The 14,592-nt window shown below is 70.9% G+C and carries 14 protein-coding genes and 1 riboswitch; of the genes, 11 read left to right on the top strand and 3 right to left on the bottom strand.

Features of this window, described 5'->3' with window-relative positions; genetic code table 11:
• Positions 1-119 precede the first annotated feature (119 nt).
• On the bottom strand, positions 120-521 hold the full coding sequence (locus tag ACFW9D_RS30135) for a hypothetical protein (protein ID WP_188339356.1): 402 nt from the start codon (positions 519-521) through the stop codon (positions 120-122).
• 169 nt (positions 522-690) lie between these two features.
• Here ACFW9D_RS30135 and ACFW9D_RS30130 point away from each other — a divergent pair, with 169 nt between their 5' ends.
• The 6 genes from ACFW9D_RS30130 (at position 691) to ACFW9D_RS30105 (ending at position 7,887) form a co-directional block, all read left to right on the top strand.
• Positions 691-1,311, top strand: coding sequence for a heme-copper oxidase subunit III (locus ACFW9D_RS30130; protein ID WP_188339357.1), 621 nt, complete (start codon positions 691-693; stop codon positions 1,309-1,311).
• Between the two features lie 81 nt (positions 1,312-1,392).
• A complete protein-coding gene (locus tag ACFW9D_RS30125; protein ID WP_188339358.1) occupies positions 1,393-2,202 on the top strand; it encodes a c-type cytochrome in 810 nt (269 codons plus the stop codon).
• Positions 2,199-3,251 carry a ubiquinol-cytochrome c reductase iron-sulfur subunit gene (locus tag ACFW9D_RS30120; RefSeq protein ID WP_188339359.1) on the top strand — a complete coding sequence of 351 codons (1,053 nt, stop codon included), beginning with the start codon at positions 2,199-2,201 and terminating at the stop codon, positions 3,249-3,251. The genes ACFW9D_RS30125 and ACFW9D_RS30120 overlap by 4 nt, the downstream gene beginning before the upstream one ends.
• Complete coding sequence (locus ACFW9D_RS30115; RefSeq protein ID WP_188339360.1) at positions 3,248-4,885, top strand: cytochrome bc complex cytochrome b subunit; 1,638 nt, start codon at positions 3,248-3,250, stop codon at positions 4,883-4,885. Before ACFW9D_RS30120 ends, ACFW9D_RS30115 begins: the two co-directional genes overlap by 4 nt.
• A gap of 130 nt (positions 4,886-5,015) precedes the next feature.
• Entirely contained in the window at positions 5,016-6,080 is a 1,065-nt protein-coding gene (trpD, locus tag ACFW9D_RS30110) for an anthranilate phosphoribosyltransferase (RefSeq protein WP_384627054.1), read from the top strand.
• Between the two features lie 84 nt (positions 6,081-6,164).
• A riboswitch (SAM riboswitch) is annotated at positions 6,165-6,282 on the top strand.
• Positions 6,283-6,498: 216 nt separating this feature from the next.
• Positions 6,499-7,887 (top strand): aminotransferase class V-fold PLP-dependent enzyme, encoded by a 1,389-nt coding sequence (locus ACFW9D_RS30105; RefSeq protein ID WP_188339362.1) that lies wholly within the window; start codon positions 6,499-6,501, stop codon positions 7,885-7,887.
• Positions 7,888-7,905: 18 nt separating this feature from the next.
• On the opposite strand, the gene ACFW9D_RS30100 is transcribed toward ACFW9D_RS30105, so the two are convergent.
• Positions 7,906-8,187 (bottom strand): Lrp/AsnC family transcriptional regulator, encoded by a 282-nt coding sequence (locus tag ACFW9D_RS30100; protein ID WP_188339363.1) that lies wholly within the window; start codon positions 8,185-8,187, stop codon positions 7,906-7,908.
• The gene (locus tag ACFW9D_RS30095) at positions 8,184-8,924 is read right to left on the bottom strand and encodes a rhomboid family intramembrane serine protease (RefSeq protein ID WP_188339364.1); all 741 of its coding nucleotides are present in this window, start codon (positions 8,922-8,924) and stop codon (positions 8,184-8,186) included. The genes ACFW9D_RS30100 and ACFW9D_RS30095 overlap by 4 nt, the downstream gene beginning before the upstream one ends.
• 105 nt (positions 8,925-9,029) lie before the next feature.
• On the opposite strand from ACFW9D_RS30095, the gene ACFW9D_RS30090 reads away from it, so the two are divergent.
• The 5 genes from ACFW9D_RS30090 to ACFW9D_RS30070 all read left to right on the top strand — a co-directional run bounded on the left by ACFW9D_RS30090 (position 9,030) and on the right by ACFW9D_RS30070 (position 14,487).
• Positions 9,030-9,269 (top strand): hypothetical protein, encoded by a 240-nt coding sequence (locus ACFW9D_RS30090; RefSeq protein WP_188339365.1) that lies wholly within the window; start codon positions 9,030-9,032, stop codon positions 9,267-9,269.
• A 32-nt stretch (positions 9,270-9,301) separates the two neighbouring features.
• Complete coding sequence (locus ACFW9D_RS30085; RefSeq protein ID WP_188339366.1) at positions 9,302-10,654, top strand: NYN domain-containing protein; 1,353 nt, start codon at positions 9,302-9,304, stop codon at positions 10,652-10,654.
• Positions 10,655-10,939: 285 nt separating this feature from the next.
• Positions 10,940-11,965, top strand: a complete 1,026-nt coding sequence (locus ACFW9D_RS30080) for a C40 family peptidase (RefSeq protein WP_188341607.1) — start codon at positions 10,940-10,942, stop codon at positions 11,963-11,965.
• A gap of 246 nt (positions 11,966-12,211) precedes the next feature.
• Positions 12,212-13,246 (top strand): C40 family peptidase, encoded by a 1,035-nt coding sequence (locus ACFW9D_RS30075; protein WP_188339367.1) that lies wholly within the window; start codon positions 12,212-12,214, stop codon positions 13,244-13,246.
• Positions 13,247-13,281: 35 nt separating this feature from the next.
• Positions 13,282-14,487 (top strand): hypothetical protein, encoded by a 1,206-nt coding sequence (locus ACFW9D_RS30070; protein ID WP_384627047.1) that lies wholly within the window; start codon positions 13,282-13,284, stop codon positions 14,485-14,487.
• Positions 14,488-14,592: the final 105 nt, after the last annotated feature.

Here is a 14,592-nt window from a genome sequence, read left to right as displayed (position 1 = left end):
CCCGGGGTCGGTCGCGCCCCCCCTCGCCGCGGGGGTGCGCCCATTTTGCATACAAGCCCCCACCCCCCCCCCCCCGCCGCGGCGCCCCCCCGCGGCTGTGCGGCGCCCCGTAGGGCCTCTCAGGCCCCTACGGCCAGCCGGGAACGCAGCAGGGCGGCCAGCGCGCCCGCGAACTCGACCGGCTCGACCGGAAGGGTCACCGCGGCCTCCGCGCGGCTCCAGGTGGCCAGCCAGGCGTCCTGCGGGCGCCCCATGAGCACGAGCACCGGCGGACACCGGAAGACCTCGTCCTTGATCTGCCGGCACACGCCCATCCCGCCCGCCGGAACCGCCTCGCCGTCCAGCACGCACACGTCGATGCCGCCGCGGTCCAGCTCCTTGAGGACCGCCGGGAGCGTCGCGCACTCGACGAACCGGACCTCGGGGACATCGGAGGCGGGCCTGCGGCCGGTGGCGAGGCGCACCTGCTCGCGCGTGTTGGCGTCGTCGCTGTAGACCAGGACCGTCGCGGTCGACTGCATCGTTCCTCCGAGACTTCGGCGTCGTTCGGTTGCGCCGGAGCCTACTCCTCCCGACACCCCGTCAACACCGGTTCGTACGGGCCCGCGATGGGCCATATGGGCTGGACACGAGGGTCAGACACTCCGAACGGCACCCCCCGGGGTGAGGGCGAGATAAGCGACCGACATAATGTCGGTCGTGGCGACAGCAACGACAGTAGAAACCGGGCACGCGCACCCGTCGGTCAATCGGCCGAACCTCACCAGCGTCGGAACCATCATCTGGCTGAGTTCCGAGCTGATGTTCTTCGCGGCCCTCTTCGCGATGTACTTCACCCTGCGATCGGTGACGGGACCGGAGCACTGGAAGGAAATGGCGTCCGCGCTGAACCTTCCGTTCTCCGCGACGAACACCACGATCCTGGTGCTCTCCTCTCTCACCTGCCAGCTCGGCGTCTTCGCCGCCGAGCGCGGTGACGTGAAGAAGCTCCGGATGTGGTTCATCGTCACCTTCATCATGGGTGCGATCTTCATCGGCGGTCAGGTGTACGAGTACACCGAGCTGGTCAAGAAGGACGGGCTCTCGCTCTCCTCCGACCCGTACGGCTCGGTCTTCTACCTGACCACCGGCTTCCACGGCATGCACGTGACAGGTGGCCTCATCGCCTTCCTGTTCGTCCTCGGCAGGACGTACGCGGCCCGGAGGTTCACTCACGAGCAGGCGACCGCGGCCATCGTCGTGTCCTATTACTGGCACTTCGTGGACGTCGTCTGGATCGGCCTCTTCGCCACGATCTACCTGATCAAGTAGTCCGGAAGATCACTCATCGGGCACCGTGCCCGACCCATTCCCGCAGCACCGACGCAGAAGATCCTGACACCGGGGTAATCCGTGAAAAAGCTCTCCGCACGACGACGCCATCCGCTGGCGGCGGTCGTCGTCCTACTCCTCGCGCTGGCGGCCACCGGGGGGCTGTACGCCGCGTTCGCGCCCGCGAGCAAGGCGCAGGCCGATGAAACCGCCCAGTCCCTCGCCATCGACGAGGGCAAGAAGCTCTATGCCGTCGGCTGCGCCAGCTGCCACGGAACCGGCGGTCAGGGCACCACCGACGGCCCGAGCCTCGTGGGTGTCGGCTCCGCCGCCGTCGACTTCCAGGTCGGCACCGGCCGCATGCCGGCCCAGCAGCCCGGCGCGCAGGTCCCGCGCAAGAAGGTCATCTACACGCAGGCCGAGATCGACCAGCTCGCGGCCTACGTCGCCTCGCTGGGCGCCGGCCCGGTCACGCCGGCCAAGAAGGACTACAACCCGGAAGGCGCGGACATCGCCAAGGGTGGCGAACTGTTCCGCACCAACTGCGCCCAGTGCCACAACTTCACCGGTGAGGGTGGCGCGCTGACGCACGGCAAGTTCGCGCCGACGCTCGAGGGCGTCGACCCGAAGCACATCTACGAGGCCATGCAGACCGGCCCGCAGAACATGCCGTCGTTCCCGGACACGACGATGACCAAGCAGAACAAGAAGGACATCATCGCGTACCTCGACACGGTCAACGGTGACCAGTCCGAGAGCCCCGGTGGCCTCAAGCTCGGCGGGCTCGGTCCCGTCAGCGAGGGCCTCTTCGCGTGGATCTTCGGTCTCGGCGCCCTGATTGCCGTCGCCATCTGGGTCGCCGCTCGGACCGCAAAGGCCAAGAAGTCATGAGTAGCCAAGACATTCCAGAAGAGAACCTGCCCGCGCAGGACACCGAGGCCCACGGCTCGGTCGCGGTGAAGGAAGACCCCTTCGCCGACCCGGGTCTGCCCGAGCACGAGCACCGGATCCAGGACATCGACGACCGGGCCGCCAAGCGGTCCGAGCGTGTGGTCGCCTTCCTGTTCACGCTCTCGATGCTGGCCACGATCGGCTTCATCGCCTCGTACGTCACCCTCGACGTCGACAAGAGCGTGTACATCTTCCCGCTCGGTCACATCAGCGCGCTGAACTTCGCGCTGGGCACGACCCTGGGCGTCGCCCTGTTCTGCATCGGCGCCGGCGCGGTCCACTGGGCCCGCACGCTGATGTCGGACGTCGAGGTGGCGCAGGAGCGTCACGCGATCGAGGCCGAGCCCGAGGTCAAGGCGAAGGTCCTGCAGGACTTCGCCGACGGTGCGCGCGAGTCGCAGTTCGGCCGCCGCAAGCTGATCCGCAACACGCTCTTCGGCGCGCTGGCCATGGTGCCGCTCTCCGGTGTGGTGCTGCTGCGCGACCTCGGGCCGCTGCCCGAGAAGAAGCTGCGCACCACGTCGTGGAAGAAGGGCCTCAAGCTCGTCAACATGAACACGAACGAGCCGCTGCGTCCCTCGGACATCCCGGTCGGCTCGCTCACCTTCGCCAAGCCCGAGGGCCTGGAGGAGCACGACCACGACTTCCAGACGAACATCGCCAAGGACGCCCTGATGCTCGTCCGGATCCAGCCGGAGAACATCAAGGACAAGCGCGAGCTCGAGTGGTCGCACGAGGGCATCGTGGCGTACTCGAAGATCTGCACCCACGTCGGTTGCCCGATCTCCCTGTACGAGCAGCAGACGCACCACGCGCTGTGCCCCTGCCACCAGTCCACCTTCGACCTCTCCGACGGCGCGCGGGTGATCTTCGGCCCGGCCGGTCACGCCCTGCCGCAGCTGCGCATCGGTATTGACGACGAGGGCCACCTCGCGGCGCTCGGCGACTTCGACGAGCCCGTCGGTCCTGCCTTCTGGGAGCGCGGATGAGTACTACGACCACCAACGAGGCGCCTTCCCGCGAGAAGGCGCCGGCCGGCGAGCGCGTCGCCGACTGGGCCGACGGCCGCCTGGGGATCTACTCCCTGGCCAAGGCCAACATGCGCAAGATCTTTCCGGACCACTGGTCCTTCATGCTCGGCGAGATCTGCATGTACAGCTTCATCATCATCATCCTCACGGGTGTGTACCTGACGCTGTTCTTCCACCCGTCGATGAACGAGGTGGAGTACAACGGCAGCTACATCCCGCTGCAGGGACAGCTGATGTCCGAGGCGTTCAACTCGACCATGCACATCAGCTTCGATGTGCGCGGTGGTCTGCTCATCCGGCAGATCCACCACTGGGCCGCGCTGATCTTCCTCGCCGGCATGTTCGTGCACATGATGCGCGTGTTCTTCACGGGTGCGTTCCGCAAGCCGCGTGAGGTCAACTGGCTGTTCGGCTTCCTGCTGTTCGTCCTCGGCATGTTCACCGGCTTCACCGGTTACTCGCTCCCGGACGACCTGCTCTCCGGCACCGGTGTCCGCTTCATGGAGGGCGCGGTCCTGTCCGTGCCGATCGTCGGCACGTACCTCTCGTTCTTCCTGTTCGGCGGAGAGTTCCCGGGCGGCGACTTCGTGGCCCGGTTCTACTCGGTCCACATCCTGCTGCTGCCGGGCATCATGCTCGGCCTGATGGTGGCGCACCTGATCCTGGTCTTCTACCACAAGCACACGCAGTTCGCGGGCCCCGGCAAGACCGAGAAGAACGTCGTCGGCATGCCGCTGCTGCCGGTCTACATGGCCAAGGCGGGTGGCTTCTTCTTCCTGGTCTTCGGTGTCATCGCCGTCATCTCGGCGATCGCCACGATCAACCCGATCTGGGCCATCGGCCCGTACCGTCCGGACCAGGTCTCCACGGGCGCCCAGCCCGACTGGTACATGGGCTTCTCCGAAGGCCTCATCCGTACGATGCCGGGCTGGGAGATCAACCTCTGGGGTCACACGCTCGTCCTGGGTGTGTTCATCCCGCTGGTGATCTTCCCGCTGGTCCTGGTCGCCATCGCCGTCTACCCGTTCATCGAGTCCTGGGTCACCGGCGACAAGCGCGAGCACCACATCCTGGACCGCCCGCGCAACGCCCCGACGCGCACCGCGTTCGGCGCCGCGTGGATCTCCTGGTACTTCGTGCTGATGATCGGTGGTGGCAACGACCTCTGGGCCACGCACTTCCACCTGTCGATCAACGCGATCACCTGGTTCGTCCGCATCAGCTTCTTCGTGATGCCGGTCGTGGTCTTCATCGCCACCAAGCGGATCTGCCTCGGCCTCCAGCGCCGCGACAAGGACAAGGTGCTGCACGGACGCGAGTCCGGCATCATCAAGCGCCTGCCGCACGGTGAGTTCATCGAGGTCCACGAGCCGCTGAACCAGGACGCCCTGCACACCCTCACGGCGCACGAGCAGTACGCGCCGCTGGAGCTCGGCCCGACGGTCGACGAGAACGGTGTGGAGCGCAAGCTGTCGCGCACGCAGAAGCTGCGCGCCAAGCTCTCGAAGGGCTACTACGGGGAGCACAACCAGATCCCCAAGCCCACCGCCGAGGAGTACAAGGAGATCACCAGCGGCCACGGCCACCACTGATCTCTGACGCTGTTCGCCACGGCAGGAGCCCCCGTCCAGGCACTGGACGGGGGCTCTTCGCCGTCCTGGCACTGGATAAGGTGGGAGCGCCCCTTTCTCACCTGTCCTACGCGTATCACCAGGAGCGGCGATGAGCGCTTTGACCCCCGCTGGAGGCGACACCGCGGCGGGCCGTTCCTGGCCCTCCGTCCTCAACGGCCTGCTGGAGGGCCGTGACCTGAGCGCCGACGACACCGCGTGGGCCATGGACCGGATCATGCGGGGCGAGGCCACCGACGCGCAGATCGCCGGCTTCGCGGTGGCTCTGCGCGCCAAGGGCGAGACCGTCGAGGAGATCTCCGGTCTGGTCCGCGGCATGTACGAGCACGCCAACGTGATCGAGGTGCCGGGCGAGACCGTCGACATCGTCGGCACCGGCGGCGACGGAGCCAAGACCGTCAACATCTCGACCATGTCCGCGATCGTCGTGGCCGGCGCGGGCGCCAAGGTCGTCAAGCACGGCAACCGGGCCGCGTCCTCCGCTTCCGGGGCCTCGGACGTACTGGAGAAGCTCGGCGTCAACCTCGACCTGCCGCCCTCCCGGGTGCCCCAGGTCGCCGAGGAGGCGGGCATCACCTTCTGCTTCGCCGTGAAGTTCCACCCCGCGCTGCGCTACGCCGGCGCGGCCCGCGGCCAGCTCGGCATCCGCACCGTCTTCAACCTGCTCGGCCCGCTCACCAACCCGGCCCGGGTCCGAGCCCAGGCCGTCGGGGTGGCCGACGCCCGGATGGCGCCCGTCGTGGCCGGCGTCTTCGCCGAGCGCGGCAACTCCTCGCTCGTCTTCCGCGGCGACGACGGCCTCGACGAGCTGACCGTCACCGGCACCTCCCGCGTCTGGGTGGTCCGGGACGGCTCCGTGCGCGAGGAGCGCTTCGACCCGCGCGACGTCGGCATCGAGCCGGTCCCTATCGAGGCCCTGCGCGGCGGCGACCCGGCGTACAACGCGGAGGTGGCGCGGCGCCTGCTCGACGGCGAGCGCGGGCCGGTCCGCGACGCCGTGCTGCTCAACTCGGCGGCCGCGCTCGTCGCCGTGCGCCCCGGCGAGGGCACGCTCGCCGAGCAGATCGCGGCCGGCATGGAGCGGGCCGCCCACTCGATCGACAGCGGGGCGGCCAAGGCGGCCCTGGAGCGCTGGGTGGCCGCCACCCAGAAGTGACCGCACCCGCCTGACCGAGGGCGCAGTCCAGATTCTGGACTGCGCCCTTGCCGTTTCCGAGACGTGTGGCAGGATGCTTTCCAAGGTCATGAGTGACAGCGATTACGGCCCCGGCCCGCTGTCCGGCAACCCTCCGTCCGTGGCGGGGTGCCCCGGGTGAAGACCAGGCCATGCGCAGCAAGGCGCGTGGCAAGCGCGGACCCCTCGCGAATCCTGGGGTCCTGGGTCGTTCGAGGGAGCAGTCTCGTGAGCAAGCGAATGCGCTAGGGCTTCTCGCCCCTTCTCCACCACACCCTCCGCCCGGCCGTGCCGCCGTGCGTCGAGGTCAACACCCGTACGCCGACGGCCTTTTGAGCACCGTCATATCCGCCGTGCGGGATCTCTCCATCCATTCGCCTTGTCCTGCCGGGAGACACCCATGTCCGCTCACACCTCCGCCGCCACCGCCACCGCCTGCGCCGACTCCGCCGACCCCGCCTGCGGCGCCCCGCTGCCGGTCCTCGGCCGCGACGTCACCGTCCCGCTCGTCACCGGTGGCGAGGTCACCTACGCCGCCCTCGACTACGCCGCCAGCGCCCCGGCCCTCCAGCGTGTGTGGGACGACGTCGCCGCGTACGCCCCGTACTACGGCAGCGTGCACCGCGGCGCCGGGTACCTCTCCCAGCTGTCGACCGACCTGTTCGAGAACTCCCGCAAGGCCGTCGCCGAGTTCCTCGACTGCCGCGAGGGCGACCAGGTCGTCTTCACCCGCTCCACCACCGACTCGCTCAACCTCCTCGCCCAGGCCGTCCCGGCCGGCTGCGAGGTCTTCGTCTTCGAGACCGAGCACCACGCCTCGCTGCTGCCCTGGCGCGACGCCCGCGTCACCTACCTGAACGCGCCCCGCACCCCCGACGAGGCCGTCGCCACCCTGGAGCGCGCCCTCGCCGACCGCGACCCTTACGGCCCGGCCCTCGTCTGCGTCACCGGCGCCTCGAACGTCACCGGCGAGCTGTGGCCGGTGCGCGAACTGGCCGCCGCCGCGCACGCGCACGGTGCCCGCATCGTCCTCGACGCCGCCCAGCTCGCCCCCCACCACCCCGTCTCCGTACGGGACCTGGACGTCGACTGGGTCGCCTTCTCCGGGCACAAGCTGTACGCGCCGTTCGGCTCCGGTGTGCTCGCGGGCCGCGCCGACTGGCTGACCGAGGCCGAGCCGTACCTCGCCGGCGGCGGCGCCTCGCGCAAGGTCGCCCGGCGCGCGGACGGCGGCGTCGACGTGGAGTGGCACGAGAGCGCCGCCCGCCACGAGGCCGGCTCGCCCAACGTCATCGGCGTCTACTCCATCGCCTCCGCCTGCAAGGCGCTGACCGAGGCGGGCTTCGACTCCCTCGTCGCCCGCGAGCAGCACCTGATCCGGAAGGTGCGCGAGGGGCTCGCGGCGGTGCCCGAGGTGAAGGTGCTGTCGCTGTTCGGTGACGACGCCCCGCGGGTCGGCGTCATCTCGTTCGTCGTCGAGGGCTGGAACTCCTCGCACTTCGCGGCCGCGCTCTCCGCCGAGTACGGCATCGGCGTGCGCGACGGTCTCTTCTGCGCCCACCCGCTGGTGCGCACGCTGCTCGGCTCGGACCCGCAGCAGCAGGGGGAGTGCGGCGCCCCCGAGGCGGCGCCGGGCGAGAAGTCGCTGAACGCGATCCGCGTCAGCTTCGGCGCGGGCACCCCCGACGAGCACGTCGAGCGCTTCGTCGCCGCGGTCACCGAGCTCGTCCGCGACGGCGCCCGCTGGACCTACCGCACGGAGGACGGGCGCTGCGTCCCGGCCTCCTGAGGCTTGCGAGAGGTCCGCTCAGCCGTCCAGGCCGATGGAGAACGCGGCCTCCAGGTCGTGCTGGGAGTAGGTGCGGAAGGCGACGTGGGTGTCCGTCGCCTCCACGCCGGGGATCTTGCTGATCTTGCCGGGGATGACATCGGCGAGGTCGTCGTGGCGGGCGACCCGGACCATGGCGATCAGGTCGTACGTGCCGGTGACGGAGAAGACCTCGCTGACGCTCTCCAGCGCCGCGATCGACTCCGCGATCTCGGGGATGCGGTCCACGCTGGTCTTGATGAGCACGATCGCGGTGATCACGGCTGGCTGTCTCCCTCGGTGGCCGTGGTGTGGGTCGCCTTCACTCTAGCCCGGCGCCGGTAACGCACCCATGCGTAGAGGAACCCGGTGGAGAAGCCCACCAGGTGCGCCAGATAGGCCACCCCCGGGCCCTGACCCGCCTGCCCCGCCGCCGCCCACTGCAGCGCCACCCAGAACGGCAGCACCACCCACGCCGGGAAGCGCAGCGGCAGGAAGAGGAGGAACGGGAACAGGCTCGTCACGCGCGCGTCCGGGAAGAGGTAGAGGAACGCGCCCAGGACCGCGGAGATCGCGCCGGACGCGCCCACCAGGGTCTGCTCCGAGCTCGCGTGCGCCAGCGCGTACCCGAACAGCGCCAGATACCCCGTGACCAGGTAGAAGAGCAGATAGGGCAGCCGGCCCATGCGCTCCTCGGTCATCGTGCCGAAGACGTGCAGGAAGAGCATGTTCCCCAGCAGGTGCAGCCAGCTGCCGTGCACGAACAGGGCCGTCAGCGGGGTGAGCGCCGCCCGCCAGGACCCCGCGAACAGCTCCGCGGGCACCACGCCCCACCGCTCGAAGTACGCGCTCTGCGCCGCGAGCAGCCGGTCCCCGGTGCCGTAGGAGGGGTTCAGGCCGGAGGCGGGGGACAGGACGAAGACGACGCAGCACACCCCGATCAGGGCGTACGTGACCGGGGCGGGGCCCCTCAGGAACGCGGTCGCCCGCGCGATGCCCTCACGTCCGTTGCCGATCATGGGACAGAGCATGACGCAAGGCGGGGAGCGGACGGCGTACGGCAGGCCGTAGGGTTACGGGCAAGACGGCCGAGAGAGCCGCGAGCTGAAAGAAGGCACAGTCCGATGACGGTTCCCCTGCCGACCGCCACCACCCGCTGGCGCTGCACGCTCTGCGGCAACCTCACGCGGTTCGACGTGACGCGCTCCTCGAAGGTCGTGGAGTACGTCCACCTCGACCTGGCCGGTGAGCCGAGCGTCGAGGAACGCAAGGTGGTCGATGAGACCATCGAATCGGTGCGCTGCCGCTGGTGCAACGCGGTGGATCAGGTGGAACTCGTGGACAGGCCGGGCGCCGACTCCTGACGGAGCGGCCCCCACGGACTTTGGGGTGACGGATGGTGGAGAGCACAGGCGGGGAGGCCGGGGACGGCGGAGCCGCCGAGCTGCTCGACCGGCCGTTGCCCGAAGGCGTACGGCGGCGGGTCGTGGCGATCGTCTCGGACGGTTTCGGCGGTCTGACGGTCAGCGAACTCCCGGCGCAGCTGCGCCAGTACGCGCGGTTCACGCCCACCCGGCGCGCCAAGTTCGCCGGGAACGCGATGGCGGCCGCGCTGGAGAGCGACACCCTGTTCCGCCAGCGGATCGGTGAGCGGCTGCGCGAGGCGCAGCCCGAACTCGCGGGGGCCCTGGACTCCGGGACCCCGCCGCCCGCCGCCGACCCGCTCGACGTGGCCGCCGCCGCGTACGTGCTGCGCCCGGCGGGCTGGGTCAAGCTCGTCGCCGCCGCCGGCGAGGAGGCGCAGCGGGCCGACGCCGAGCGCGTCGACGAAGAGACCCGCGCCGAGCTGGACCGGCTGCGTGAGCAGCTCGCCGAGGCGCAGGCCCACACCCGTGCCGAGACCGAGCGGCTGCGCACCGAGCTGGACACGGCCCGGCGCGAGGCCGAGTCCGCGCACCGCAAGCTGCGGGCCGCGCTCAGCGACGTCAAGCGCGGTGAGGCCGCCGCCCGCAAGGCGCGGGCCGAGACCGACGCCGTACGGGCCGAGGGGCAGGCGCAGGTGTCGGCCGCCGAGAGCGAGAGCCGGCGGCTCAAGGCGCGGCTCGGCGAGGTCGAGGCGGCGCTGGAGGCCTCGCGCCGGGCGGCCCGCGAGGGGCGCAGCGTCGAGGACATGCGGGTGCGGCTGCTCCTGGACACCGTGCTCGACGCGGCGCAGGGGCTGCGCCGGGAGCTGGCGCTGCCGCCGGTGTCGATGCGGCCCGCCGACTCGGTGGACGCCGTGGAGCCGGGCCGGATGACTCCGAAGGACATCGCCGCGCGCGCCCTGCACGAGCACGACCCGGCGATCCTCGACCAGTTGCTCGCGCTGCCGCAGGCCCATCTCGTGGTCGACGGCTACAACGTGACCAAGACCGGCTACCCGACGATGCCGCTGGAGAAGCAGCGGCTGCGGCTGCTCGGCTCGCTGTCCCAGCTGGCGGCGCAGACCGGCGCCGAGGTCACGTGTGTCTTCGACGGGGCGGAGCTGGCCGCGCCGGTGCTGCTCGCGCCGCCGCGCGGGGTGCGCGTCCTGTTCTCGAAGGCGGGCGTGACGGCCGACGAGCTGATCCGTCAGCTGGTGCGCGCCGAGCCGCCGGGCCGTCCGGTCATCGTCGTCTCGACGGACCGGGAGGTCGCCGACGGGGTGGCGAAGGCGGGAGCCCGTCCCGTTCCGTCCGTGATGCTCCTGAAGCGGCTCTCGCACGCCTGATGTCCGGATTGCGGTCATCCCGCAACACCCGTTCCGCTTGCCCGAATTGGCGAAACCTTCACGCAACGTAGCGTCAAACGAGCATCACTGCACGTGAGTTGAGTGCAAAGAATGCAGTGGGTGACCGAGATTTTTCTCGTCAGGATTTGAACTGATCACAAGAAGGTCACTAGGGTCGGGCCTCGAACCTCCGCTCGGGTGATCGCTCACATGAGGTGAGCGACGGTGGAGGACACCGCCCACCGGGTGTCTGTGGGCGGCTGGAGGAAGAAGGAGCTCGCCTTCGTGGCGTCCCACCGTCGACCCAAGCAGCCGAGCCGCACCCGTGTGACCGTGCTCACCGCGACCGCCGCCGCTGCCGTGGCCCTCACCTCGCAGGCCGCCAACGCCGCGCCGAACCCCGACAAGGGCGAGGTCAAGGCCAAGGTCGACAAGCTCTACGAAGAGGCGGGCAAGGCCACCGACCTCTACAACGGGGCCAAGGAGAAGCAGAAGAAGCTCGAGAAGCAGATCGGCGAGATCCAGGACAAGGTCGCGCGCGGCCAGGAGGAACTCAACGAGCTGCGCACGGGCCTCGGTTCGCTCGCCAGCCAGCAGTACCGCTCGGGCGGCATCGACCCCTCCGTCCAGCTCTTCCTCTCCGCCGACCCGGACGACTACCTCGACAAGGCGTCCACCCTCGACTCGCTGAGCGCCCAGCAGCTGCAGTCGCTCAAGAAGGTCCAGGAGAAGCAGCGGACCCTCGCGCAGGAGCGCGCCGAGGCCGCCGAGAAGCTCAAGGACCTCGCGGACACCCGCACCGAACTCGGCAAGAAGAAGAAGGAAGTCCAGAGCAAGCTGGGCGAGGCCCAGAAGCTCCTGAACACCCTCACCGCCGAAGAGCGCCAGAAGATGGCCGAGAAGGAGCAGCGCGCCAGCCGCGACGCCGCCGGCCGCGTCGAGCTCGGCAACGAGGTGCCCGCCTCCCAGCGCGGCGCCGCCGCCCTGAGCGCCGCCGCCACCCAGATCGGCAAGCCGTACGTCTCCGGCGGCACCGGCCCCAACTCCTACGACTGCTCGGGCCTGACCCAGTGGGCGTACAACCAGGCCGGCGTGGGCATCACCCGCACCACGTACACGCAGCAGAACGACGGCCCGAAGATCGGCATGAGCCAGCTCAAGCCGGGCGACCTGGTCTTCTTCAACAACCTCGCGCACGTCGGTCTCTACGCCGGCAACGGCCAGGTGCTGCACGCCCCGCACCCCGGCGCCGTCGTCCGCTACGAGTCGATGAGCACGATCGGATCCTTCCAGTTCGGGGTCCGCATCTGACCGCAGCCGTGCCCCTCGCGGCACGCGTGCGATCCTCGTACCAACGACACCGGAAAACGCGCCCGTTCGGGCGAATTCCGGCATCCCGCACTTACCCCGCGCCCCGCCACTGACCTGCGTCAGAGGCGGGGCGCCGCGTTGTGCGGACGCTGTTCGATCGTTGGAGGGGGCCAGGGGGCCCGACTACTGTCGGCGCGCATTCCCCCGAGCACGGGGGTCCGTCAGCGGAAGGGAGAGCGGCTTCCCGTGGGGTCCCATCGCCGAACTGCGCACTCTCGGCTCCCCGGTCTCGACCGGAACACTCGCGCAACCGTCCTCACCGTGGCCGTCGCCTCCGCGGCCGCCGCACTCGCCGCCGTCCCCGCGGACGCCGCCCCGAAGGACACGCCGGCCGACACCAAGGCCGAGGTCGACCGCCTCTACGAGCAGGCCGAGCAGGCCACCGAGGCGTTCAACAAGGCCGACGAGCGGGCCGACAAGCTCCGCACCGAACTGCGCACCACCCAGGACGAGGTGGCCCGCGGCCAGGAGCGGATCAACGCGATGCGGCGCGCCCTGGGACTCCTCGCCGGCGCCCAGTACCGCTCCGGCGGCATCGACCCCTCGCTCGCCCTCATGCTCTCCTCCGACCCGGACTCCTACCTCGACAAGGCCGGCACCCTCGACCGGATCAGCGCCCGGCACGCCGGTGAGCTCACCGAACTGCGCGCCGCCCAGCGCGACCTCGCGCAGGAACGCGCCGGGGCCCGCCGCAAGCTCGCCGAGCTCGACGCGGTCCGCAAGGCCGTCGCCCGGCACAAACGCGGCGTCGAGACGAAGCTCGCCCGCGCCCGGCAACTGCTCAACTCGCTGCCGGACGCCGACCGCGCCGCCTACGAACGCTCCTCGCGCGGCGGCGAGCGCCCCGACCTCAGCGGCGCCGGGCCCGCCTCCTCCGGCCGCGCCGCGACCGCCCTGGCCGCCGCCCAGTCCGCCCTCGGCAAGCCGTACGTGTGGGGCGCCAACGGGCCCTCCGCGTTCGACTGCTCCGGCCTCATGCAGTGGTCGTACGCCCGCGCCGGGGTCGCCCTGCCGCGCACCTCGCAGGCCCAGCGGTACGCGGGCCGCCAGGTGCCGCTGTCGCAGGCCCGGCCCGGCGACCTCGTCGCGTACGGCGCCGACGCCCACCACATCGGCATCTACGCCGGCAACGGGCAGGTCATCCACGCCCCCTACCCGGGCGCCCCGGTCCGCTACGACCCGGTCGGCATGATGCCCGTCTCGTCCGTGACCCGCGTCTGAGACCCCGCCCGCCGGCACGCCGTACGATCAGCGGGATGGCTGGTCGACGGCGTGCGGTGCGCGGGGCGGGGTGCTGGGTGGCGCTCGGCGCCCTGCTCCTCGGCAGCGCCGGATGCGAACGGGCGCCCGCGCCCGCGGACGCCCGCTCCGCCGCCGTGCAGCGCGTCCTGGACCGGCGCGCGGACGCCGTCCTCGACGGGGACGCCACCGCCTACCGGGAGACCGGCGGCGCCGACCCGTACCTGCTCACCGACCTCGCCGCCGTCCCCCTCGCCTCCTGGACGTACCGGGTCGACCGGATCGACGGCACCGGCCCCCGGATCACCGCCGACGCCGAGCTGCGCTACCGCGTCGCCGGGTACGACTCCGTGCCCGTCGTCGCCCGGCGCACCCTGACCCTGCGGCGCTCCGACGGCCGCTGGCGCGTCGTCGGCGACGAACCGGCGGGGAAGTCGGGACGCCAGCTGTGGGAGCAGGGCAAGGTGAGCGCAGTCCGCGGCGCCCACAGCCTCGTCCTCGGCGTCGGCCAGCAGGAGAACGTGCTGCGTTCCTACGCCCGCCTCGCCGATCTCGCCGTGCCGGCCGTCACCGCCGCCTGGGGCCGGGACTGGGCCCGCGAGGTCGTGATCCTCGTCCCCGGCTCGCTCGACGGCATGGGACAGCTCCTCGGCGCCCCCGCCTCCGGCTACCGGGGCATCGCCGCCGTCACCACGGGCGAGGCCGGCGGATCGGGTGCGGCGCCCGCCGACCGCGTGATCATCAACCCCGAGGCGTACGGGGTGCTCGGCTCCGTCGGCAAGCAGGTCGTCCTCACGCACGAGACCGCCCACGTGGCGACCCGCGCCGTGACCACCGCGGCGACCCCGCTGTGGCTCTCCGAGGGCTACGCGGACTGGGCCGGCTACCGGGACTCCGGACGCACCACCGCGCAGGCCGCGCCCGAACTGCAGAGCGCCGTCCGCGAGGGCACCGCGCCCACCGAGCTCCCCGAGGACGCCGCCTTCGGCTTCAGCAGCGACCCGGGCCGCCTCGCACGAGCCTACGAGAGCGGCTGGCTGGCCTGCAGGATGATCGCCGACCACTGGGGCGAGGCGAAGCTGAACGCCTTCTACGCGGCCGTGGGCCGCCACGGCGACCGCTCCGGCGCGGTGGAGTCCGCCCTCCAGAACGTCCTCGGCATCGGCGAGCAGGAGTTTGTGCTGCGCTGGCGGGAGTACGTGCGCCGGCAATTGGGCGGCTGAGGTCTCGTCGCCGGGTGCGGCCCGGTGGGGGCTGGTCGCGCAGTTCCCCGCGCCCCTGAAATGCACGCCCTTCGGGCGGCATTTCCCCGATGCGGGGCTGTGACA

This window comes from Streptomyces sp. NPDC059524, assembly GCF_042749255.1.
GTDB classification, from domain to species: Bacteria; Actinomycetota; Actinomycetes; order Streptomycetales; family Streptomycetaceae; genus Streptomyces; species Streptomyces xanthii.
Note: the sequence above shows the minus strand (reverse complement) of the source record. Positions and strands in the feature narration are given on the sequence as shown.